Origin of the sequence: Acinetobacter sp. AOR14_HL (genome assembly GCF_027855175.1) — a bacterium.
Taxonomy (GTDB): domain Bacteria; phylum Pseudomonadota; class Gammaproteobacteria; order Pseudomonadales; family Moraxellaceae; genus Acinetobacter; species Acinetobacter calcoaceticus.
The window spans coordinates 189,365-213,018 of record NZ_JAKTII010000008.1 but is presented as its reverse complement, the minus strand read 5'-3'; the positions used below and the strand labels follow the sequence as shown (position 1 = coordinate 213,018).

General features: G+C 40.6%; 14 protein-coding genes. 6 read left to right on the top strand and 8 right to left on the bottom strand.

The window, feature by feature from the left end; translation table 11 throughout:
• Positions 1-2 precede the first annotated feature (2 nt).
• Complete coding sequence (locus MKL38_RS09295; RefSeq protein ID WP_270903117.1) at positions 3-512, bottom strand: hypothetical protein; 510 nt, start codon at positions 510-512, stop codon at positions 3-5.
• 169 nt (positions 513-681) lie between these two features.
• Here MKL38_RS09295 and MKL38_RS09290 point away from each other — a divergent pair, with 169 nt between their 5' ends.
• The 3 genes from MKL38_RS09290 to recD all read left to right on the top strand — a co-directional run bounded on the left by MKL38_RS09290 (position 682) and on the right by recD (position 9,879).
• The gene (locus MKL38_RS09290) at positions 682-4,317 is read left to right on the top strand and encodes an exodeoxyribonuclease V subunit gamma (protein WP_270903116.1); all 3,636 of its coding nucleotides are present in this window, start codon (positions 682-684) and stop codon (positions 4,315-4,317) included.
• Positions 4,318-4,320: 3 nt separating this feature from the next.
• On the top strand, positions 4,321-8,019 hold the full coding sequence (locus MKL38_RS09285; RefSeq protein ID WP_270903115.1) for a UvrD-helicase domain-containing protein: 3,699 nt from the start codon (positions 4,321-4,323) through the stop codon (positions 8,017-8,019).
• Positions 8,020-8,127: 108 nt separating this feature from the next.
• The gene (gene recD, locus MKL38_RS09280; RefSeq protein ID WP_270903114.1) at positions 8,128-9,879 is read left to right on the top strand and encodes an exodeoxyribonuclease V subunit alpha; all 1,752 of its coding nucleotides are present in this window, start codon (positions 8,128-8,130) and stop codon (positions 9,877-9,879) included.
• A 702-nt stretch (positions 9,880-10,581) separates the two neighbouring features.
• On the opposite strand, the gene MKL38_RS09275 is transcribed toward recD, so the two are convergent.
• Complete coding sequence (locus MKL38_RS09275) at positions 10,582-11,880, bottom strand: serine hydrolase domain-containing protein (protein ID WP_209831471.1); 1,299 nt, start codon at positions 11,878-11,880, stop codon at positions 10,582-10,584.
• A gap of 210 nt (positions 11,881-12,090) precedes the next feature.
• On the opposite strand from MKL38_RS09275, the gene rpsO reads away from it, so the two are divergent.
• The 3 genes from rpsO (at position 12,091) to MKL38_RS09260 (ending at position 16,010) form a co-directional block, all read left to right on the top strand.
• Entirely contained in the window at positions 12,091-12,360 is a 270-nt protein-coding gene (gene rpsO, locus MKL38_RS09270) for a 30S ribosomal protein S15 (RefSeq protein ID WP_002114951.1), read from the top strand.
• Between the two features lie 265 nt (positions 12,361-12,625).
• Complete coding sequence (pnp, locus tag MKL38_RS09265) at positions 12,626-14,713, top strand: polyribonucleotide nucleotidyltransferase (RefSeq protein ID WP_231763418.1); 2,088 nt, start codon at positions 12,626-12,628, stop codon at positions 14,711-14,713.
• An 85-nt stretch (positions 14,714-14,798) separates the two neighbouring features.
• Positions 14,799-16,010, top strand: coding sequence for a magnesium transporter CorA family protein (locus tag MKL38_RS09260; protein ID WP_270903113.1), 1,212 nt, complete (start codon positions 14,799-14,801; stop codon positions 16,008-16,010).
• Between the two features lie 230 nt (positions 16,011-16,240).
• Here the strand turns inward: MKL38_RS09260 and MKL38_RS09255 are convergent, their stop codons facing one another.
• The 6 genes from MKL38_RS09255 to MKL38_RS09230 form a co-directional block, all read right to left on the bottom strand.
• Positions 16,241-16,570 carry a chaperone modulator CbpM gene (locus MKL38_RS09255; RefSeq protein WP_045436891.1) on the bottom strand — a complete coding sequence of 110 codons (330 nt, stop codon included), beginning with the start codon at positions 16,568-16,570 and terminating at the stop codon, positions 16,241-16,243.
• An 11-nt stretch (positions 16,571-16,581) separates the two neighbouring features.
• Entirely contained in the window at positions 16,582-17,538 is a 957-nt protein-coding gene (locus MKL38_RS09250) for a DnaJ C-terminal domain-containing protein (protein ID WP_080026218.1), read from the bottom strand.
• A 160-nt stretch (positions 17,539-17,698) separates the two neighbouring features.
• Entirely contained in the window at positions 17,699-18,310 is a 612-nt protein-coding gene (locus tag MKL38_RS09245) for a LysE family translocator (RefSeq protein WP_045436893.1), read from the bottom strand.
• A 139-nt stretch (positions 18,311-18,449) separates the two neighbouring features.
• Positions 18,450-19,325 carry an Hsp33 family molecular chaperone HslO gene (hslO, locus tag MKL38_RS09240; RefSeq protein WP_270903112.1) on the bottom strand — a complete coding sequence of 292 codons (876 nt, stop codon included), beginning with the start codon at positions 19,323-19,325 and terminating at the stop codon, positions 18,450-18,452.
• A gap of 164 nt (positions 19,326-19,489) precedes the next feature.
• A complete protein-coding gene (locus tag MKL38_RS09235; RefSeq protein ID WP_270903111.1) occupies positions 19,490-21,334 on the bottom strand; it encodes a monovalent cation:proton antiporter-2 (CPA2) family protein in 1,845 nt (614 codons plus the stop codon).
• A gap of 76 nt (positions 21,335-21,410) precedes the next feature.
• Positions 21,411-23,639, bottom strand: coding sequence for a primosomal protein N' (locus tag MKL38_RS09230; RefSeq protein WP_270903110.1), 2,229 nt, complete (start codon positions 23,637-23,639; stop codon positions 21,411-21,413).
• Positions 23,640-23,654: the final 15 nt, after the last annotated feature.

Here is a 23,654-nt window from a genome sequence, read left to right as displayed (position 1 = left end):
ATCTACTCATTTACAATAGTGGTACGGCTTTTTTGCTGAATACGTTTTGCAAGATTGTAACTGTCATTCAGGTGAGTTTCTGCTATTTTTTTCATCATGAAATAGCCTAAACTTGCTGCTACAATTTGTCCGCCTAGCGGTATAAATTTAGTCACCTGTTTCGTTACGATTTTGCCCAAAAAACCATTAAATGTTTTTTTAACAGTAGTACGCGCCACTACAAAACCTGAAAATTCAAAACCGCGTTTACGTAATTCATCCCAATGAATTGTTTTAGTTTTTGGGTCGTAAACACTCACGTGCTCAGGTGCTAAGCCAAAACGGGAATTGATATCTGGAATAAGGTGCGACAAAATTCCCAAATCTATCACCACGTCTAAAAACGGAATCGGTACAATTGCCGCTCCTGCTGAGACGTAAGCTCTTTTTTTGATGAGGTCACGACACTCATCGCGAATTTGTTCCAGATTTAGGCTAGGATCAATATAGTCAGGAATGTTATCAATTTTCATAATGTCTACCTGTGTAAGTTTCTTGATGGCGTCATTCAAACCAAGTGTAAGTGACACCTAAAGTTAAATTATGCTGTGTTTAAACCAACGTGACATAGTCAGATTCAGTTGTATAGTAATGAATGTTTATGATTTTGTGCATAAATTATGCAAGCAGGATATGAAATAAATGGGGATTCATGTTATTCAAAGCCAACGTATTGATGTGTTGTTGCAAGGTGTATTAGCGTCTACATCGCAAACTTCAACGCATCCTTTACAGGTTTTGAAAACACAGCATTTTGTTGTTCCAAGTCCTGCGGTTGAGCAGTGGCTAATACAGAAACTTGCAGAACAGCAAGGCATGAGTGCCAATTACCAGTTTCATCAACGGGTACGAGGTTTCCAGTGGTATGCCTACCAGCAAGTTTTAACTGCCCATAAAGAACAGGTCCGTAAAGCGAACATTCCACGTTTAATTTTTAAATGGCGGGTTCATCAGGCTTTGTATGAATTTATACAACCTGATGCAGTTAGCATAGATACCTCACATCCTCTCCATTCTATTGTTCAGCGCATTTATGACAGCGCAGACCGGCTTGAGCAAGGCATAGATAAACAACTAAAAAAACAAAAAATGCTGTACTGGGTCGCTGAGCAGGTTGCCGATCTATTTAGTAACTACATGATTTATCGTGGACAGTGTCAGCGTGGTTGTGAAAATAGCTGTACGTGTCCAGAGAACTGGTTGGCTGCTTGGGGGCAAGGGCGAGCGCTCGATATTGAAAAATATATTGTGCAAAAAGACGAAGAGGTTACTGCTTTTGCATTGCATCAAACTCAAGAGTTAGAACGTTGGCAGCGCTGGTTGTGGCAGCAACATTTTCATGATGACTTTTTGCAGATGCAGCAAATTGATGCGTTGTTTTGGCAAGAGATCGAACATCCAGATCGCAGTAAATGGGCTATTTCAAGATTACCTCATCAGGTGGTGATCTTTACATTATTGGATCTACCGCCAAGTCAGTTACAGTTCTTGCGCCGTTTAGGGCAATATATTGATGTGCTAATTTTGCACTATAACCCTTCGCAAGAATATTGGGCAGATAGCGTCGATCCACTGTGGAAACAGCGTTATGACTTAGGGGTGAAAGAGCGCTTTATTGCGAAAAACCCTAAGGCAACGGATGCTGAAATTAGCGATTTCTTTAATAAATTTACACTCAACTTTAATGCTGAAGCACGTGAGTCCAGACATCCACTTTTAACAAGATTGGGTAAACAAGCCCGCGACCACTTTTCACTATTATCAAATTTATCTACGGGTGAAGAGGGTAAATGGGTTGATGCTTTTGTGGATGATTTCCCTGAAAGTTTACTCGGTAAAGTTCAGTCCGATATTTTGCATTTGGTGGAACCCCAAGCTAAGCAATATGAGCTTGCTCCAGACGATGACTCTATTCAGATCCATGTTTGCCATTCTACTTTACGTCAGCTTGAAGTACTAAAAGAGCAATTGATTGGTTGGTTGTCCCAAACACATGAGCAGCCGCGTCGTCCAAATGATATTTTGGTTTTAGTTCCTAATTTGACAGACATAGAGCCTTTAATTCGGAGTGTATTTCCTGCAACTGCCACTGAGCAGGGTGTGCATTTACCAGTGAAAATTGCAGGAGTTGCCTCACTCGATGCATTAAATGCTTGGCGTGCCGTGATTGGGCGTATTCAGCTGATGCAAGGGCGTTTTAGCTTTGATGATTTTGCTGACTGGTTAAGCTTGCATGCGACTCAGCAACGATACGAACTTGAATATGTTCAGGTTGAGCGAATTTTAAATTTACTTGCCGATGCAGGGTTTAAACGAGGATTGGATGCAGCGCATCTCAAGCGCAGTTTGTGTGAGGGTGATGACGATTATCGATATAGTTTTAAATTTGCTTTAGAGCGATTGGCTCTAGGCATTGCTGTGCCTGTACATGAAACATTTAATCAGGTGCTGAGTTATGCCAAAGTTCAACCAGGTGATTTTGAGTTGATTGGTACACTCATTCAGATTTATCAAGATTTGAATGAGCGCCGTGATTGGTTAACCCTACATGAACAGGGGCAAGTCTATACGGTTGAATATTGGCTCCAAGTACTGGGTAAAGATATTGTCGAATTTGAGCAGGTGGGTGTTGCTGCTTTAAAAGCTGTTCGGGAAATTGTCAAAAAACAAGAGCGAATGTTGACGCTCGCAAGTTATTACGCAGAGACAGAAACAGGAACTTTGCGCAAAATTACGTTGCCTCTACCTTATATTATTGAAGAAATTCAACGGACCTTAGAAAGCCAAAGTGCACAAGCGGAACCGACTGGGCAGATTACCTTTGCCCAAATTGGACATATTCGGCCGCTCCCTTATCGCTTAATAGTGATGTTAAATCTTGATGCAGGGCAATTCCCAAACCGTGATACACACGTTCCATTTGATTTAATGGATGCATTACGCCAACAGTTAGGAGACCGCTCTCGTCTTGAAGATGATCAGGGCGCTTTTTTAGATGCATTATTATTAGCCCAAGAAAATTTATGGTTGTTTTATAACGGGTTTGATGTGAATGATGGCGAGGTGAGAGAACCTTCTAGTATTCTTCAAGAGTTCCGTGAACACCTTGCCTTGATTGTAAAAGCCGAAGACGATGTACCTGAAAATGTTGTTGTTGAAGGGATTGAGATTCCATCCCAGTTAAAACAACTGTATCACCTCCATCATTTACAGCCCTTTGATCCGAAAGGTTTTACTGTAGAAAAAAGTGGTGTTCGTTACCAAGATCATTGGTTTAAGGTTGCTTCACAAATTCAGCAAGTCTCAGGAAACCGTCAACCTTGGGCGAATACGACCTATCCGCTGCAAGCCCCTGATATGCTGGTTTTAGATAGCCAGCAGTGGATACAGGATGTGACATTCCCTGCACGATTATATTTGAAAACCTTAGGGGTGGAAAACTTAGGAAGTGTCGGACTGCTCGACCAAAATGAACCCTTGTTACTAGATGGTTTAGGGCGTTATGCAATTCGACATTTTTTACAGCAATCTGATCAACAAGCACAACCTGAGGTATTACTTGATCAATTACCTGTAGGCAAAGTCAAATATAGCGCGTGGCAGCAAGGTGTTTTTGAACAAGAGTGCCTGCTTGAACGCCTCCATCAATACGCGCCAGCAGTCACACAAACGACTCAGCGAGTTTGGCGAATTGCCAAACAGCTTCATATGAATATTACTGTTCCAAAGTCTGAAACTCAGGATTGGGTCAGTATGGAACCTTCAAGCGCTCGGGCAAAAAGACGCGCGAAAGTCTGGTTGGAACACTTACTTTGGTTAGCTTATTTGAATGAGGGAAGTGCCGGAGCTGAAAAACGCCGTATTGTGGTTTTTAGCGATCAAACCGTGATTTGTAGTGGAGTGAGTTCTGAACAGGCTCGGCAATATTTACAGCCATGGTTTAAAATCTGGCGTTATGCACAACAACAACCATTGGTTCTACCAGCTGCCTTATTATTAAAGCCACTAGAAAAAGCCAAAGCATATCAGTGGGAAACAGCAGATCAGGCAGGAAAAGCAAAACTGGATGAGAAGAGCTATGCTGAGCTGTTAAAATACTGGAATGAAACAGGGTCATTTACCACGATGGATATGACTCAAAATGAAGCTTGCAAGCTGCATAAAGACTGGAGCTTTATTTTACAAGAACAAGATGCACAAGCTTTGCTTCAACATGCTTGTGATGAATTTGCGTATGATCTGTACCATCCAGTTTTTCAATTTCAACATTCGGAGTAAGACATGAACTCAAGAGTACAGGTGTCTTATCAACCTATTATTGATATTGAATTTAATGGATTGCACTTAATCGAAGCTTCGGCAGGTACAGGGAAAACTTATACTTTATCGAGCCTGATGGTCCGTATTTTTCTTGAAAAGTACTTGCCTCGACAAGTCATTGCGACCACGTTTACCCGTGCTGCTGCTGCCGAATTAAAAAGTCGTATTCGTGCCCGCTTGATTGAAACGTATCGTTATTTAGAGACCAAGCGCAGTTTTACAGAACATGAATTACTTACGCAGGCCGAGCAAGAGCCTGACTTATTACTCCAACACATTTTAAAAGGCTTTGCGACGCGTATTGCCTATGCGTGTGAACGTTTAAAATTGGTCATCGATCAGTTAGACGAGTTATTTGTCGGGACACTCGATAGCTTTAGCCAAAAACTCTTGCGTGAGTTTGCTTTTGAGAGTGGCAAAATTGAACGCGCTCAAATTACCGATGATGCTAAAACTTATAGCCGACAACTTATTCATGATGTACTACGTGAATGGATACAGTCTCAACCTCAAACTGTAATTGATGCCTTATATCTGGCAGGTGAGCTCAAGAGTGTAGATAGTTTTGTCAAATTAGTAGAAGACTCGCTTAATTTTAGTTCTGCACATTTTAAACTTCCCGCAAAACCCACTATTCAATTTGAACAACTTGCACAGCTCAAACAGTTAGCTATAGAAATTGACTTAAGCCTTTTAGAGCACTATTACCAGCTCGATGGCGAACATTATAAGCATGTGAGCGGTACGGTATTTCGAAACGGCGCTTTTAATAAATTATTTAGTGAATGTTTACCGCAGCTACTGCAAGTTTTAACGCAAAGCGACAGTATTTTAGTTTTTGATGGGTCGCTATCAGCACAGCGTGAGCTTGTTTTTAAGTTTTTAGGTCAACTTGCCGATCAGAAAGTTTTTAAAAAATGTCCGGCCGAAATTTCAGATGGATTCTATCAACACCCTACAGTTCAGCAAATACAGCAACTCTTTGGTGTACTGAAAAACTATGCTGAGCAGTTCGACCAGCTTCATATTTATTTGAAGGCCTATTTGTGTGTCGAAGTTAAAAAACGACTACCGCAGGTTTTACAAAATAAAGGCGAAACGACTTTTTCTCAGCAAATTCGCACACTGTCTGATGCTTTAAAGGGTGAGCAGGGGCAACGTTTTGCAGTATTTGTTCAGGCGCGTTATCCCTTAATTTTGGTCGATGAATTTCAGGACACTAACCAAGATCAAGACGATATGCTGGCTAGTATTTGGCGTCATCCGCAGCGTTACCAGAAAGGCTGCATGATTATGGTGGGTGACCGAAAACAGGCAATTTACGGTTTCCGTGGTGGGGATATGCTCACCTTCCTAAATGCCTATAAAGATATTCAAGCCAAACATGGGCGCGAATATAAGTTAATTCATAACCACCGTTCGGTAGCCGATCTGGTTGAAGTTGTTGATGCGTTATTTCAACGGCAAATCGATTTTGGTGAACAGGTTCAATATGACCCAATTCGGGCAGGTACTCGACCTCATCCTGTACTGATTGAGCACAACAATCATAATTCTCATCCTTTGCGCTGGCTGATGCTTAAAGATAAAGAAACAGAGGCTCAGCAAGTTGCATGGAAGATTCGGGATCTACTCAATCGTTCTCATGAGGGTCATTTATATTTTCAAAAAGACTCTCAGACTCAAGCCTTAAACGAAGATGATATTGCGGTATTGTCTCGTAATCATGATGGGCTTGATAAAGTTCAATTTGAGCTAGAGCGTTTAGGAATTCGGGTTAATCGTCCATCGAAACGAAGTGTTTTTGATTGCACAATTGCTCAAGACGTCGGTGCTTTATTGACAGCCATACTTCATCCTTACGATGAGGCAAAAGTGAAGCGGGCTTTAATTAGCCGTTTGTTTGCCATGGACTTGAAGCAACTGTTGCAACTTGAGCAGACAGCAGAAGGCTTAAGCCAGTTCATGACTGGTTTTGATGGTATTAGAGAGCTGTGGTCTAGTCAGGGTTTTTTAGTTGCATGGCAACAATGTTTAAGCCAGTTTGATATCTGGCAAAATTTGGTGGCTGCTCAAAGTAAAGATAATGAACGGGTTGTGGTGAACTTGCGTCATTTAACTGAAATTTTGAGTCAGCACAGTGAGAAATACTCAGGCGCGCAAAACCTCTATCATTGGTATCTCAAACAGTTGCGTTCTCCTCTTGACCGTGATTGGGAGCTAGAACGTAAATTGTCGAGTGAAGCTGGTGTTCAGCTCATGACAATTCACCAGTCAAAAGGACTGGAATTTAAGATTGTTTTCTTATTAGGTGCAGACAAGCCGTTTCGAGAAAATAATAAAACTCTGAATTTTTCGACCCAAGATGTAGTCCAGCCAGACTCAAGCCAGACGTTAACTCAACGTGTAGTTGCGATTGCTGATAAGACTTATTTGAATGAAGTTGAACTTAAGCAGCACGAAGAAAGAGCGCTCGCTGAACAGAATCGCCTTTGGTATGTGGCTCTAACGCGAGCAAGCCATCGCGTCTATGCACTTTTACAAGATGCTGATGGTAAATCAGTTTCAGGCTTAGCTTTCTGGAAAAATAGGAGTGAGCCCTTTCAGCACCATTGCTGTACAGATGAAATGGTTTTGGAACAGATGCCTCAAGCAATTCATTTAGCTAAACAAACCAGTATTATTGAACTACAAGCACAACGGTTTCCTGAACAACGTTTTTATTCTCGTGGTAAAACCAGTTTCAGTTACTTGGCGCAGCATTTAAAACATAAGGTTGGCACAGATTTATTGGCGAGTCAGAGCAATGATGCTGTATTAGCAGAAGATGAGCTGGACTTGGTCAACACTGTTGAAACAATCAGTGCTCAGCCGATTGACTGGATAAAGAATAATTTTCCGCGAGGAACGCTTGCTGGTAACTTCCTGCATGAAATTTTTGAGCATATCGATTTTCAATGTTCAGATGACTGGATCATAGAAATACGTCGTCGTTTTAAAAATGACTATAGTGGCCTTTGGCAAGATTTACTTAATAAATATAACGAGAGCTTTCCAGAGGAAGAAGACGCCGAGAATCTGCTTTATCAGTCAGTTGCACAGTGGTTGCAAGATGTTTTACGAACGCCACTTTATCAGGGCTTCCGATTGAACCAACTTCAACCAGAGCAGCATTTGTCGGAGTTTCCTTTTTATTTGGCATTGTCAGATCGGGTTTTAGCCATGACTCGTGTTCAGCAACTCTTTGCTGAATATGGCCTGAATATGCCGGAGTTACTTGAAGCACGTTCGGCCCGTTATCTCAATGGTTCTATTGACTTGGTTTATTTTGATGGGCAGCGCTATCACATTGCCGATTATAAAAGTAATTATTTAGGAGAAGATCTTGTAGATTATCGTAGCGATAACATTGCGCAAAGCATGTCTTTGGCAAGTTACTGGCTACAGGCAGGTCTATACTTGGTGGCATTACATCGCTATTTGCAAGTCAAAATGCAGGATTACCAAATTGAGCAACATTTAGGTGGGGCGACTTATCTTTATTTGCGTGGCATGAATGGTGAAGCAGAGCAGGGGTATTATTACTGGCAACCTAGTATTGAGTTTATTCTGCGTCTTGATGCCATTTTGGGGTATTTTGCTGAGGATAAAATCGCATGAAAAATGCTGATAAGTTAGGTAATTTTAAGATTAACAAATACTTGACATGTGGATAAGCCTGTCTATAACCATGTGGACAAGCGTGTGGAAAACTAGGTGGATAAGTGTGTGGACAATCTAAATAGCCCTGAACAAGCCGATTTAAGCTGGTTAACAACGTGGAGTAACTTCTTAAATCAGGCTCCATTTACTGAGCAATCACAAGTGCCAGATACCGCTTCTTATTTACAGCAGCTTATTGAAGCTAGCTTGCAAGGTGATAGCTGTATCGATGTCAGTCCAGAGCAAATTGCAGCACTTGGTCAACTGGCTATATCAGCCGATCAAGCGACTTCAAAAGTTGCACCATGCGTCTACGATGAGCAGGGGTTGGCATTATACCGATATTGGCGCCTAGAGCAACGCCTTGCAGAACAAATTTGTCGATTAAAGCAACAATTAATTCAGCCTGTATCTTGTGATGACTATATCAGCTTACTCACAGACCCTCATCAGCAAGCAGCTTTACAAATGGTTGCTCGGCAGAGCCTGAGTATTATTACGGGTGGGCCGGGTACAGGTAAGACCTATACACTTGCACGTATTATTGCTGTGCTTAGCCAAGCAATTCCACATATTCGTGTGGCGATGGCTGCTCCAACAGGTAAAGCAGCACAGCGCATGCAAGAGGCCTTACAGCACTCGTTTAATGACCCTAAATTGCTTGAGTCTGGATTAATGAGTGAAGAGCTCAGAAATCAGGGAACACAAACGATTCATCGATTATTAGGGATGGGGCATAGCCAAACACCACGGTTTAATCAAAAACAACCGCTTCCTTACGATGTGATTGTGGTGGATGAGGCCTCCATGCTGGATTTAAATCTGGCTACTCTTCTATTTGAGGCTGTGCCAGAGTCTTGTCGAATTATTTTATTAGGAGATGCAAATCAGCTCGCTTCCGTTGATGTAGGTGCAGTACTTGCTGACTTGCAACAAATACAGGCACTAGCCGACAACAGAGTACAATTACAAACAAGTCGTCGTTTTGCTGAAGGGGCGTTGATTGGGCAAGTTGCTAAATTTATTCAGGCACAAACCTATCAACAAAATCATGAAGTGGTTTTGCAGCAATTTGAGATTGATATTGTTGAGGTTTCTGAATTAAAGCCTATAGTTTTACAAAATGACATGCCAGATGTGGTTCAGCTTGAGTATTTACCGGAAGGGAATCACACAGAAGTCGAAATTTATTATCAGAAACTCATGTTAGGTTTCCAAGGCTATGTAAAGAGCCTAAAAAATTATTTAAAAGAAGAACGCTCGATTGAACAGGTTCAAAACGTAGTAAGAGCATTCGATGACTACCGTATTTTAACGGCGGTCCGTCATGGCCCATTTGGCTTACAACAGTTAAACCAGTATGCGCAGCGCTGGCTACAACAACAGTTATCAATAGTTACAGTGGGTGGATGGTATGTAGGCCGTCCGGTGATGATGACTTATAACGATTATCAGCTCGGTATTTCAAATGGAGATATTGGCCTGTGTTTTGAGCATAGAACCCAGCCACAGCAATTTGAAGTATATTTTCCAAGTTTAAATAAATGGGTGGCGGCAAACCGATTACCTAAAAGTATCCAAAGTGCATTCGCTTTAACAATTCATAAGTCGCAAGGGTCTGAATTTACACATACTGCTGTGGTTCTTGATCAAGCCGCAAAGAATTTATTAAGCCAGGAGCTTATTTACACTGCGATTACACGAGCCAAGAAAGTAGTGAGTCTTTTGGTTCATCCAGAAGCTTTAGTTCAGGCATTTACAGTTCGTACTATACGAAAAAGTGGTTTAGTTCAGAAAGTTAATCGGTTAGTTCGTTAAGACAAACTTAATATTTTTACCCTTGTAAGAAAAAGCTTACATAGATTCGAGATATTTGCTGCTAGAGTACACTCCACGTTTTTGAGATTATAAACACACAACGAGCTTGGCAAGGAATGTCGGGCAAAATCGCACAATAATAATAGCTTAAGTCGAGAGACTGCGAACTTACAATGACGTAGGTGTATAAAGAGGAAACTTACAGCCGCTAAGCCTTGTAGTTTTGGGAGAGACTACAGGGCTTTTTTATATTCTCGTTTTAATTTACTTCTAAAAAATTATCAAAAAGATCTGTTTTTAGACCTCTATTTAGTATGTTTTCTTTTGAAAATTTATATCAATAATATCAATATATTTATCTGTAATATGATTTTTAAACAGCCATTTTTCCTGTGAATTGTTAAGTTATATGTTATACAGAACTGTACGTTAAATGTTAAAAATGGTTATTTACTAAATATTATACAGACCTGTACGTTTTTACTTACATGATGATAAGAAAAATACTACTTTTCTTCATAATTGGATGTGTCACAATACATCACATAAGGAAATAGAAACAAAGACACTGGAAGTGAGTTAAAACAACAAGAAGGATGTGACTAGCATCTCACCAACGATAATAAAAACAGAAATAACACGATAAACAAAAACTACAGCGCAAAAAACCCAAGCAGAAATGCTTGGGTTTTTTATTTGCTTTTACACTAAGTTAGTTTCGTGTGAATCACTACCAAACAAAGATCGGCGTTGATCTCTAGGGATGCGGGGACATTGCGTTGAAATCTGATAAAGCACGTTGGCTAAAGCAGGAAGGTGTGTTCCCACTACAGATTTGCCCGTTGTTAACAGAGACACACTAATATCTCTTTCAGGGTCGGCCCAACATAAAATATTAGAGAACCCTAAATGACCAAAAGCTTGTCCTGTCATTGGACCAAAAAGACCTACAGGGTTACTACCTAACATTGGTCCTAAGGCATAGCGCATTGGAATTAATAAAGTACGATCAATGTTAACGCCTGTGGTCGGCAGTGTGGCCCTAAAAATCGTTTTCTCACTGAAGATTTGCTGACCGCCATAGCTTCCTCCACTTAAAAGCATTTCAAAGAAACGTCCAGCTTGTTCTGCGCTGGTGTAGATATTTCCGGCTGGGCAAATTGTGTCCATAAAACGGTTGTCGTTAGTGACATCAACTGCAAGTTGCAACCCTCCACCTAACACATGGTTCAGGTAGTGGTCTGTACCAAGGCGAGGGTGTAGGCCCGTTGCACAATTTAAAGCAACCTCTGAGCGGTACTCTGGTTTTAAACCATAGTTGAAATAAGGCATTCCCATCGGTTTTTCGATAGTTTGATGCACAAATTCACGTAAATCTTGCCCAGTCACCCGCTCAATTACTTCTCCTAAAATATAACCCGCTGTAACAGCATGATAGGCAAGGTGGTTACCAGCAGGAGACACAGGTTTGGCAGCATATAAACGTTTTAAAATTTGATCTTTATCGAAGAGTAATTCTGGTGTGACATCGCCGTCTATATAGGGAATGCCACCACGATGTGCTAATAAATGAAAGATAGTCGCACGGCGTTTACCATTTACGCCATATTCCGGAATATAGTAGCTCACAGGATCAAGCAAATTGATTTCACCTTTTTCATCTAATAGATGAATTAACATGGCGGTGATCATCTTTGATGCTGAAAACAGGCAAACAGGTGTATCTGGAGTCGCAATCAAGGCATTCTCTTGTAGTCCTGCTGGAGAGTTCCCCTGAGCATATCCAATGCTCCGGTTCAGCAAAATTTTACCTTGTCGACGTAGACAAAAAGTAATGAGTGGATAATTTCCGGTTTTATATAATGCTTCTACACTGTTCCAGATTTTTTGAATCTGGCGCTCAGTCATTCCACCCTGTTCAGCAGCAACTTCATCTTTACGACGAATAACTTGCTCAATATTGTCCGGTACTGGACAAGTGTTGGTTGAAAAAATTTTCACACGTCCCTCGCGCTTCTTTCTTTTTATTCAAGGGTAGTGTGCAGGGTTAATATGCTCATGTCAGTGTCTAAAATGACAAGTTACTGAAAACTATTTTGCAATCCACCCATAGATACCTTAAAATAGGCGACTTGCTGTAGTGATGCACGGCAGTCAGTTGCCTCAACTGATTCATATCGTTTACTTTTTTAAGCATCTCGGAGAAATCGAATGGCTTTAACTAATGCAGACCGCGCAGAGATCATTGCTAAATTTGCTCGCGCTGAAAATGACACTGGTTCACCAGAAGTACAAGTAGCTTTATTGACTGCTCAAATCAATGATTTACAAGGTCACTTTAAAGCTCACAAACACGACCATCATAGCCGTCGTGGTTTGATTCGTATGGTTAACCAACGTCGTAAATTGCTTGACTATTTAAATGGTAAAGACCACGGTCGTTACACTGCTTTGATCGGTGCTTTAGGTTTACGTCGTTAATTCGATTTTCACTTTGTTTTCGCTATTTCGCATGTCGCAATGCTTGATCGCTGAAAAGAGAGTTTCACTTAATTTTAGATTAAGTGATTTTTAGAAGGGGCGCTTGTGCGCTCCTTCTTTGCGTTTAACTTTTAACATTATTTAAAATTTTTGGTCTAGTGTGATGGCTTCTAAGCTTTGTCATTTATCTACCAATCGGTGTAGTCTGAATGCCAAACCTTAGGGGTCTCACTAGAATAAAATTAGGAAAATACAATACATGTCAATGTTTAATATTGTTCGTAAAGAATTCCAATTCGGTCAACATCAAGTCGTTTTAGAAACGGGCCGCGTTGCACGTCAAGCAAATACAGTTTTAGTTACAATGGGTGGCGTAACTGTTTTAGTTGCAGTAGTTGCTCAACCTAAAGCAAAAGCGGGTCAGGACTTCTTCCCGTTAACAGTTAACTATCAAGAAAAACAATATGCAGCTGGTCGTATCCCTGGTGGTTACGGTAAGCGTGAAGGCCGTGCTTCTGAAGCTGAAACTTTAATTTCACGTCTTATTGACCGTCCAATTCGTCCATTGTTCCCAGAAGGTTACTTCAACGAAATCCAAGTAACAGCAACAGTTGTTTCTTCTGACAAAACTATGGATGCTGATATTGCAGCAATGCTTGGTACATCAGCAGCATTGTCTATTGCTGGTACTCCTTTCCGTGGTCCAATCGGTGGCGCACGTGTTGGTTTGATCAACGGTGAATATGTTCTTAACCCGAACTTTGAACAGTTGAAAGAAAGTGATCTTGACCTTGTGGTTGCTGGTACAGAATCTGCTGTGTTGATGGTTGAATCTGAAGCTAAAGAGCTTTCAGAAGACCAAATGCTTGGTGCTGTGCTTTTCGGTCATGACGAAATGCAAATCGCTATTCAAGCAATTAAAGAATTTGCTGCTGCTGCTGGTGCAGTTGAATCAACTTGGGTTGCTCCAAGCAAAAATGAAGCACTTCTTGAGCAATTAAAAGCAGCTTTCGAAGCTAAAATTTCTGAAGCATATACGATTGCAGTTAAGCAAGATCGTTATGCAGCACTTGATGCACTTTATGCAGAAGCTGTAGCACAGTTCGTTCCTGAAAATGACGAAACTGGTATTGCTGACGAAGTAAATGAATTATTTGAAGACCTTAAATACCGTACAGTACGTGACAACATCTTGTCAGGTAAGCCACGTATTGATGGTCGTGATACTAAAACTGTTCGTGGTATCGACGTTCAAGTTGGCGTATTAGATCGCGCTCACGGTTCTGCATTGTTTACACGTGGTGAAACTCAGGCGTTGGTAACAACAACTTTGGGTAATACTCGTGATGCATTAATGGTTGATACATTGTCAGGTACGAAAACTGACAACTTCATGTTGCACTACAACTTCCCTGCATATTCTGTAGGTGAAACAGGTCGTGAATCTGGTCCTAAACGTCGTGAAATTGGTCATGGCCGTTTAGCACGTCGTGGTGTTCAAGCAGTTCTTCCTGCTGCTGACCGCTTCCCGTATGTGATTCGTATTGTATCTGACATTACTGAATCTAACGGTTCATCTTCAATGGCTTCTGTATGTGGTGCATCATTATCACTTATGGATGCGGGTGTTCCACTTAAAGCACCAGTTGCTGGTATCGCAATGGGCTTAGTGAAAGAAGGTGAGCGTTTTGCAGTACTTTCTGACATCTTGGGTGACGAAGATCACTTAGGTGATATGGACTTTAAAGTAGCAGGTTCTGCAAACGGTATTACTGCACTTCAAATGGACATCAAGATTGAAGGTATTACTGAAGAAATTATGGAAGTTGCATTAAACCAAGCATTTGCTGGTCGTATGCACATCCTTAACGAAATGAATAAAGTCATTTCACGTGCTCGTCCTGAAATCAGCGCTCATGCACCGACATTTGAAGTCATTAACATCAATCCAGACAAGATCCGTGATGTTATTGGTAAAGGCGGTGCAACGATTCGTGCCATTACTGAAGAAACTAAAGCTGCAATTGATATTGAAGACAATGGTACAGTTCGTGTATTTGGTGAAACTAAAGCTGCTGCTCGTGCTGCGATTGCAAAAATTCAAGCACTTACTGCTGAAGTTGAACCAGGTAAGATCTATGACGGTAAAGTAATCCGTATTGTAGAATTCGGTGCGTTTGTAAACATCATGCCGGGTACTGATGGTCTTCTTCACATTTCGCAAATTTCAAATGAACGTATTGCGAACGTAACTGATGTTCTTAAAGAAGGTCAGGAAGTGAAAGTACAAGTTGCTGATGTTGATAATCGTGGTCGTATTAAATTGACTATGAAAGACATTGAACAAGCATAATTGCTCTAGTGACATGAAAAAGTCCGCTTGATGCGGACTTTTTTTATGGCATGATGCAAGTAATACAAAAACAGATCGTTGTGGTATGCAGGTTTATTACTTTTATCGCCATCAAAGTGACGGCTATGTCTTTTTAAGCCGTGAACAGCATAGTGAACATGTTCTAGAGTTTTTCTGGATTGATAGTCTCAGAACGGATGTGGTCAATCATAATGAAGAATGGCAACAAGAGATTCAAAAGCTTTCAGGCGTAGTTATTAATGAGTTTCATATGCGGGATATCTCGAATATTGAACATCCTTGCGCCTTTGACACGCTTGAAGAATATGACTTACTGATTTTTAAAAAGCTGGTTACGCCTGATGATGAAATTAAACCTGCTGAATCCCAAGACAGTGTTTTTGGTTTGGCGACTACACCAATTAGCTTTATTTTGACACCAGATGTGCTGATTAGTGTGCGTGAGCCGGGAAACAAGTCGATTGAAAATTATATTCAACGTCTTGATAACATTTTATGTAGAACTTTAGAAGAGCAAAATAAAACCCGTAAATTGCCAAATTCACCGATCGATTTATCATTACGGTTGTTAAACAGTATGATTGATGGCTATCTTGATATCCGCTCGCCATTGACGAGAAGAGTCGAGCATTGGCAACAGCAATTGCTTCAGGGTAATCGTCGTTTTAAGCAATGGCATCAACTATTTCATGAGAATATGGCATTTCAGCAAGTGGAAAATCTATGCGAGGAGCAAATTGAAAGCTTGCAAGAGTTTAGAGATGAAATCGTAGAAAATTACCACCACGTGATTGGCAAGCATATCCACAATTCACAAGATATTTTACTGGTACGTTTAAATGATTTAATGAGTCATGTTGAACGTATTCAAAAACATACATTACGGTTGCGCAGCGCCATTCAGTCTGCAATTGATCTGCATTTTTCAGCCATTGCGAACCAGACCAATGAAAACATGCGGATTCTTGCAATTATCACCGCCGTTTTTGCACCTCTTACCCTTTTAACTGGTATTTATGGAATGAATTTTGAGTTTATTCCAGGTCTTAAATCGCCAGTTGGTTTCTGGATTATGCTCGGGGTCATGCTGCTTAGTACGATTTTTCTGTTGTACTATTTTTATCGACAGCATTTAGTTGGACGTGGTGAACGAAGTGTCATTGATTTATTGGCCCAACAGCATCGTCAAGATCGGATGAATTTATTTTGGTTTTTGGAATATGAACCGATTAAGCAGACTTTGAAGGAAGTGGAGAAGATTACTCGGTTGAAGTAATAGGGATTTTCAAAGATCAGTAAAGTTGATTTGTTAGTACTGCCTCAAATTTAGGGATTAATTTGATACTTATTGTCTAGGCATATCCTTACTTTTGACTGGGCAAAAGTAACAAAACCCCTTCCTTGGACTGACGGTACATCCATGTTACCGCAGTCCAAAAGGCGGCATCCATGCCGCCCATCACGTTAGCTCATACCTGTGTGAAAGATTATTTAGAAGAAAAAATCTTAATGAAAATGCTTCAACTGTTTTCTAAGTTGTTGTACTTCATCAATCAAATCTAACATCACTGCAACTGCCGCCAAACTTGCGTCAAAGTCACGTTGTAGACGATAAGCTTTACGAGCACGAGAGACATCTTCGCCCATAAACTGATGGGTTTCAGGTGCGGTATTGACCGATAAAATATCATATTCAATTAACTGAATAATCCAGTCTGGACTTTGACCACAAGCTTGAGCGAATTGTTGTAGATCAAATGTGGATTGTTCATCAACGACCTCAGCACTAAAGGTATGGCCGTCATATACAATTTCTCGATAATGAATGGTTGTCATAATCTTGCTCCCTAATGAGATGAACGAGGTTCGAATGAAGCAAAGGCTTCAGCCAGTTGCTGATAGGCTTGTTTTTCTTTTTCAGAATGTGCAGGTGGAAATACAATATTTAAGATTAAGTATAAATGCCCTGGTGTTTTATTAGGTATCCCTTTGTCTTTTAAACGTAGCTGTTGTCCTTGTTTTGCATTGTGAGGTAAATTGACATGCAAAGATCCAGCTGGTGTTTTTACTTCAATACCTTGACCTAACGCTGCTTCCCACGGAGCGACATCTACAGTCAAATATACATCACTGCCTTCGACATGAACGCGGTCTGTATCTTTATACTGGATTTCAATATAGAGATCGCCGTTAGCACCGCCATTGATACCACTTTGTCCTTGTCCACTTAATCGGATTTGCTGACCTTCTTTCATACCTTTTGGTATTTTGACTTGAAGGGTTTTACGTTGAACTTCAGGTTCGCCATACGCATTCACGGTCGGAATTTGCAGGGTAATTTGTTGCGTTGATCCATGATAGGCAATATCAAGATCGACCTCTATGCTGGCATGTTGATCTTCACCGCGATAACTACGCTGTTGTCTCTGATGTTGCTGTTGACCACCACCAAATCCTGCACCAAAGCGACCAAATAAATCTTCAAAACCGCTAAAGTCTGCTTGCTCACCACCTGTAAAGCCTTGGCGATAAAACTGTGCTCCATCAAAACCACCTTGCGCAGCACCCTGGCCAAAGTTATTAAAACCTTGTGGATGATCTAATAACTGGTCATATTCAGCTTTTTTTTCTGCATTGCTTAACGTGTCGTAGGCAACATTAATTGCCTGCATCTTTTCTTCGGCATCTTTTTCTTTGCTGATGTCAGGATGATATTTACGAGCTAATTTTCGATAAGCTTTCTTAATTTCATCAGCAGAGGCTTTGCGTGTAACCCCTAATTCTTCATAATAATTTTTAGCCATAATGTTTTATCAGGATGGTGTGGTTTATTTCATTATGAAACGATTTTTAGAGTTTTCAATAAGCTAGATTGTATAAGAGTTGTTCTATTACAAAATAAAATTGAGAGAAAGAGGTATAGATGGAGTAGGACTATACCTTTCATTATTTAGATAAAAGTACTTAGATAAAAGTTTGGTACAAGCCGTAAATAGCAATCAATAGAAGTAATAGGCCGCAAAGCCCTAATATTTTTGGATATAAATGGCTATTAGAAAGACGGCGGAAAAATACATAAACCAGAGATAAAGTTAAGAAGTCTAAAACAATCCATGTCAGGGTGAGTATGGTTAAACTTAGGTTGAGCTGTGGTGTAATAGAAACAAATTGCGGAAAGAAAGCCGAGAAAAAAATAATATCTTTAGGATTGGAGATTCCGACAAAAAAGCCCTTTTTGAAGCCACCATTTTGTGCCGAAACTGTTTGTATCGCTTCAGGGTGAGGTGCCTGAATGACTTCTTTAAGAATAGTGAAACCTAAATATCCAATATATAGACAGCCTAAGATACGGATAATATTGAGATAACTATCGTTAACACTCAGTACTCCCTTTAAAACGAGTACTGAAATAAAAATTAAAATAAGTGAGGCTAAATTTGTCCCAAAAATCGTTTCAAGTGCTTTTCTATATCCACCTTTAAGTCCAGCGCTGGCAACTAAAATCATGACAGGGCCGGGGGTAGCAATCATAATAATGACGCTAAAAATAAATAGAAAATAATCAAAATAATTCATGGAATATAAGAATCTTACTTATTGGGCTATAAAGTAATCTTATATTATCTTATTTAAAATAAGATATTGAAAACGATCATCAAAAAAAATAAGGATAAATAAAAAGGCGGAATAACCGCCTTTTTAGAAAGTTTAACTACTAACTCAAGTGTTCACCGAATAGTGCTAAAGCTTCTTCAGCGGTAAAGGTATATTGCGTGTTACAGAACTGACAATCCATACGAATAGGGTTCTGGTCTTCTAATGTTTCATGAACAGCATCTACACCAATTTGAATCAGCGCATTAGCACAGCGATCTTTTGAACATGTACAGCCGAATTTGAGTGCTTCAATTTCTGGTAAACGGACCTCTTCTTCGTTATATAAACGATATAAGATCTCGGTTGCATCTAAATTGGTGAGCTCTTCAGCTTTTAATGTTTCGGTTAACATGGTCAAGCGTGGCCATAAATCTTCATCAACCAACTTTTGCTCTTCGTCATCATGACGTGGTAAAAGCTGAATGAGTAAACCACCAGAGCGCTTAGCAGTACTCGCTAGCACAATTCGAGTTGGAATTTGTGCAGATAAGTCGTAATACTGCATGAGGCAACCCGCTAAATTTGCCTGATCAAGAGGTACAATGCCTTGGTAACGCTCGCCAAATTCCGGTTCAATATTGATAAATAAAACGGGATTAACTAAAGCGCCGAGAACTGTGCTGCTGTCTGTTGCTTCAATGAAGCGTGGATCGGTTTCATAATCGGCTAAAGCACGAACTTCACCTAAATGATTACATTCAGCCATTGCCCATTTAAAGGTGCCGCTAGCCTGGATTTGCAAGCTGATACGGCCTTTGATTTTTAATGTACTTGCAAGTAATGCAGTCGCACTCAACATTTCACCTAGCAGAATTTTAACGGCAGGCATATAGTCACGTTGAGCTAAGATAGTTTGTAGTGCTTCTTCTATATGAACGACTTCCCCACGGACTGGAAAGTTCTCTATATAAAAGCGTTGGCGTAAATCAGACATAATATTCTCCAGGGCCCTAAGCAGATTATAACAATTTCTTTTTAATCAAGCTTAGGGAATGCAGCGAAGCCGCAAGTAGGACAAAGGACAGCTTGGTGTCCATTGTCCAATTATTTAGGCAATGTGAATAAGTCCTTAATATAGCCATTCTTCGAAATCTCAAGTTATTCTAGATGATCTCGTGTAATGTCGATGCGATTTGGCTGTAAATGACGCTTTAAATTCACATCGTGTTTCGACGTGGCTTGCTGTTGAGCATCACTTTCAAATAGATGTTCAAGTTCGGCTAAAGCATTACGATGTGTTTCAAAGATCTTCTGTTCATCAGTATAAATACTTTGCTGTTGTATGAGCAATTTCTCATCATAATCCCGAAAGATTTCGATATTGTTATAGGCCTGTTCATCAGAGATACCGAGTTCTCGCAAGGCACGATAAGCCATACCTAATGAAGATAAATACGTCTCACGCCAAATGTATTCAACTCCTAAATCTCTTAAAAGATGTACATGGTGGCGGTCACGAGCACGAGCCAATAACTTTAAGTTTGGATAATTTAATCTGAGATGTCGTGCCACATTCATAGAATCTTCGACATCATCAATCGCTAGAATAAATACTTTGGCTTTTTCAATGCCCGCAGAGCGTAGTAAATCTGGTTGGGTCACATCACCATAATAAAGTGATCCACCATATCGTCTGACAAAGTCGACTTGATGAAGATTGTTATCAATTGCGGTAAACCCTAGATGTTGCAGGCGGGCAATACGCGCAATAATTTGTCCAAACCGACCAAAACCAGCAATGATAATCGGGTTTTCTTGCTGAGGAATTTCATCGTACTCAGGCGGGCGTTCTTTATTAAAAAGCGGAATGACCTTGTATGCCATCAACCAGTAAATCACTGGTGTGAGTACCATCGACAAAGTCACAATAAGAGTCACAGGCTCTAATAAAGCTTGAGTTAAAATCTTTTCACTTTTAGCTAAGCTTAAAATAACGAAAGCAAACTCACCGCCTTGAGCTAAACAAGTTCCTAATAGTAGGCTGTTATTCCAACTGTATTTTTTATAGCGTGCAATGGCGGTCAATATCAGTGTTTTAATGACCAGTAAGCCGATTGCTCCACCAATAATAAGCCACGGCATTTCAATCAATAGTGACAGTTGTGTAGTCATACCCACGGTCATAAAGAATAAGCCAAGTAGTAGGCCTTTAAACGGCGCAATACTGGCTTCAACTTCGTGACGAAATTCGGAATCTGCTAATAATACGCCTGTGAGGAAAGCACCTAATGTCGTGCTAATACCTAACGTATCCATCAGCAAAACGACAGCAAGAATAATAAATAATCCTACCGCCGTAATGAGTTCAGTTGCTCCACTTTTGGCAACAAAACGGAAAAATGGACGCATCACATAACGACTAAATAGAAATAGACCAGTGAATGTTGCGATGATAGCCGCAAAATAAGCGATCCCATGATGGGTTGACTCTGTTCCTGCGAGTAATGGAATAATTGCAAGTAGTGGAATCGCAGCTATATCTTGAAATAATAAAATTGAGAAAGACTGCTGACCATAGGTCGTGTTGAGTTGCTGTTTTTCAGTCAGAAGCTGTAATACAAAGGCTGTAGAAGACAGTGCCAGCGCAAAACCAATCACAAAGCTGATAGCAAGTTGCTGTTGAAATAGGAAGAGTACGATCAGCATAAGAACGCCACCGCTAATAAGAACTTGCAGACTTCCCATTACAAAAATAGAGTCACGCATTTCCCACAAACGCTGTGGCCTTAATTCTAAGCCAATCAGGAACATCAATAAAATGACACCGAATTCGGCAAGTTCCATAATTGCTTCAGGGTCATGAGCAATATTTAAAACACTAGGACCCAGAAGTATTCCTGTAAATAAATAACCTAAAACTGTTGCAATCCCTAGGCGTTTGCCAAGAGGGACTAAAATCAGAGAAGCTCCAAGAAAGATAGTTGCTTGCAGTAGGAATGACATCCATTGCCTCGAATGTATTAGTCTCTTTTAAGTGTAAAACGAAAAAGACGTCTTCACACCATGATATTCAAATCATCTAATTAAATTCTTGCGGATCAACATCAATTGATAGCCTGAGTTGATGCTGTCTTGGTGCATGAACCAATTGAGACCACCATTGTCTTAAGTAAAAATGTAGACGAGCGCGGTCGGCAGATAAAATCACCATGTGTGCACGATAGCGTCCCGCTTTACGTTCCATAGGGGCTGGAATAGGTCCCCAAATATCAACAATTTCACCAGCGACTTGACGAAGTTGCTCGGCAGCTTCATTTAAAAATTGTAAGGTATAGTCACGATCTTTGGATTCTGCACGTATGAGTACGGCATAGCGATAAGGCGGTAGCAAAGCAACTTTACGTTCAGCCAATGTTTGTTTGGCAACCGCGCGATAGTCTTTTTCGATGAGTGTGGTTAGGAGTGGGTGATCGGGTCTTAATGTTTGCAAATAAACATGGCCTTTATGCTCACCACGGCCTGCACGGCCAGCCACTTGAACAATCAATTGCGCAGTACGTTCTGGTGCACGGATGTCTACGCTGAGTAACCCTGCATCAATATCTAAAATGGCAACCAAAGTCACATGTGGAAAATGGTGACCTTTTGCCAACATTTGCGTACCGAGCAAAATTGTTGGCTTGTTTTGATGAATACGATCATAGATTTTTTGCCAGCTTCCGACACGACTCGTACTATCACGATCAACCCGAATCACGTCATGCTCTGGAAATAATTCTTGTAAGTGTTCTTCGACCTTAGCTGTTCCTGCACCTAAAGTTTTTAAGCTTTTTTGCTGACATTCAGGGCAATGATCCGGTAAGCGATGAATGGTTCCACAGTGGTGGCAATGTAAATAAGAATAAGGTTGGGTATGCAAAGTAAAATGTGCATCACAATGTGGACAATTGGCTTGCCATCCACAGCTTTCACAGACCAGTACAGGTGCATAGCCACGACGGTTTAAAAAGATTAAAACCTGTTCTTTTCTAGCTAATGTATGTTTGATTTGTTCAATAAGAGGTTGGCTAATTCCATGCTGTTTTTTGACAATTTTAAGGTCAATTAAATGCATTTTTGGCAAAAGTGCATGTCCAGCACGTTTGTTGAGTTGCAGTGAAGTTAACTTGCCAGTTTCAACCAAATAATAACTATCAATACTTGGTGTTGCCGAACCTAAAATCACAGGGCAGCTTTGTAAGTGCCCTCGGTACAGTGCGACATCACGCGCATGGTAACGGAAGCCTTCTTGCTGTTTATAAGACAGGTCGTGCTCTTCATCTAAAATGATTAAGCCCAAACGTGGCAGCGGTGTATAGATCGCTGAGCGTGTCCCTAAAATAATAGATGCTTTTCCGGTCTGTGCCTGTTGCCATGCTTGTAAGCGTTTGGAGTCGTTGAGGCCAGAATGCAATAAAGCAATATCACAATTAAAACGAGACTTAAAACGAGAAATGGTTTGAGGAGTTAAACCAATTTCAGGTACCAAAACCAGTACTTGTTTACCTTGCTTTAGCACCTCGTGCATGATGTGTAGATAAACTTCGGTTTTGCCACTACCTGTTAAGCCATCTAGCAAAAATGCTTGGTATTGATGCTGTGCTTTAATAACCTGTTGGGTTGCTTGCTTTTGGTCTTCATTTAGCGTGAGCGGCATTTGTGCCAATTGAACAGGTGTAGGGCTAAAGTCGTGTGGTTCAAGCGTACATTCAACCAAACCTTTCTTTTCTAGTGCTTTAAGTGTTGCAGTTTCTACACCACTTAAATTGAGAATGTTCTCTGTTGTTCCCGCAGGATGTAACTTTAAAATCTGATAAGCATCTTGTTGCTTCACTGAGCGTTTAAGCAGTGCTTCAACATTGTCGCATGGAGTAATTTTCCAGAGATGGAACAAAACGTCCATCGGTTTGCCCTGACGTAGTATAGCCGGAAGGGCGGTTTGCATGACCTCGCCAACTGGAAATTGGTAATATTGTGCGGACCATGTCAATAAACTTAAAACTTGTTCATCTAAAATAGGTTGTTCATCTAAAAGTTCAGAAATGGCTTTAAGCTGAAAGTTGCCTGTAAATGGTTCATGTGGATTCACTTTTTCAGTGATGATACCAATTAGGTTTTGTCGCCCAAATGAAATAGCGACGCGTGAGCCTACTTGAGCCCGTTCATATTGTGCTTCGGTGAGTGTATAGTCAAAAGTGTCGTACAGATGCACAGGTACGGCAACACGCACACGATAAACAACTGAATCAGGCTTTGGCGTTATGGTCATAGAGGCTCATTTCGT

Excerpts from the sequence above, each read along its gene's own strand:
- MKL38_RS09295 (WP_270903117.1), bottom strand. The coding sequence starts at position 512 with ATGAAAATTGATAACATTCCTGACTATATTGATCCTAGCCTAAATCTG.
- MKL38_RS09290 (WP_270903116.1), top strand. The coding sequence starts at position 682 with ATGGGGATTCATGTTATTCAAAGCCAACGTATTGATGTGTTGTTGCAA.
- MKL38_RS09285 (WP_270903115.1), top strand. The coding sequence starts at position 4,321 with ATGAACTCAAGAGTACAGGTGTCTTATCAACCTATTATTGATATTGAA.
- rpsO (WP_002114951.1), top strand. The coding sequence starts at position 12,091 with ATGGCTTTAACTAATGCAGACCGCGCAGAGATCATTGCTAAATTTGCT.
- pnp (WP_231763418.1), top strand. The coding sequence starts at position 12,626 with ATGTTTAATATTGTTCGTAAAGAATTCCAATTCGGTCAACATCAAGTC.
- MKL38_RS09260 (WP_270903113.1), top strand. The coding sequence starts at position 14,799 with ATGCAGGTTTATTACTTTTATCGCCATCAAAGTGACGGCTATGTCTTT.
- MKL38_RS09255 (WP_045436891.1), bottom strand. The coding sequence starts at position 16,570 with ATGACAACCATTCATTATCGAGAAATTGTATATGACGGCCATACCTTT.
- MKL38_RS09250 (WP_080026218.1), bottom strand. The coding sequence starts at position 17,538 with ATGGCTAAAAATTATTATGAAGAATTAGGGGTTACACGCAAAGCCTCT.
- MKL38_RS09245 (WP_045436893.1), bottom strand. The coding sequence starts at position 18,310 with ATGAATTATTTTGATTATTTTCTATTTATTTTTAGCGTCATTATTATG.
- hslO (WP_270903112.1), bottom strand. The coding sequence starts at position 19,325 with ATGTCTGATTTACGCCAACGCTTTTATATAGAGAACTTTCCAGTCCGT.
- MKL38_RS09235 (WP_270903111.1), bottom strand. The coding sequence starts at position 21,334 with ATGTCATTCCTACTGCAAGCAACTATCTTTCTTGGAGCTTCTCTGATT.
- MKL38_RS09230 (WP_270903110.1), bottom strand. The coding sequence starts at position 23,639 with ATGACCATAACGCCAAAGCCTGATTCAGTTGTTTATCGTGTGCGTGTT.